Source organism: Streptomyces sp. rh34 (genome assembly GCF_002551245.1).
In the GTDB taxonomy this organism is placed as follows: Bacteria; Actinomycetota; Actinomycetes; order Streptomycetales; family Streptomycetaceae; genus Streptomyces.
The window spans coordinates 1-458 of the sequence record NZ_NTGZ01000605.1 but is presented as its reverse complement, the minus strand read 5'-3'; the positions used below and the strand labels follow the sequence as shown (position 1 = coordinate 458).

The 458-nt window shown below is 77.1% G+C and carries 1 protein-coding gene; it reads right to left on the bottom strand.

Annotated features, from left to right (window positions below):
* Nucleotides 1-356 (bottom strand): DUF5691 domain-containing protein (locus CR470_RS38430; RefSeq protein ID WP_441350794.1); only part of this gene is annotated, 356 nt, incomplete at its 3' end.
* Nucleotides 357-458 lie beyond the last annotated feature (102 nt).

The window sequence follows — 458 nt, the reverse complement described above, 5'->3', positions numbered from 1 at the left end:
CCTCGCGCCATCAGAGATGTGTATAAGAGACAGAGCCTGCGCCGGGCGGCCTCGGGGAGTGCCGGCCGGGGATCCGGGGCGGCGGGCTCGGGCCGTGCCTCCGGCACGGCCGGCAGCAGCCCGGCCCGCTGCCGCACGGTGTGCAGCGCGGCGGCGTCCAGCAGGGCCGCGGGAGCATCGGCCGGTACGGGGCCGCCGCGTGGCGTCGGAGGACGGCGGTCGGTGCCCAGGAGCGCCGAGGTGACCAGCTCCTCCCAGGGGAGGGAGTCGACGGAGGCGCGAGTGGTGGCGGCAGTGGCGGCATCGGTATCGGTGGCGGTGCCGGCGGTGGCGGTGGGGCTGGTCGTGCGAGGCATCTTTCCCCTCCAGCGGCGGAAATGCGCGGATGTCGGACTGGGACGGCGGACTGGTGGCGGGGGAGGGGCGGCGGACCGGGGCGGCGGGGCGAGACGCGGACG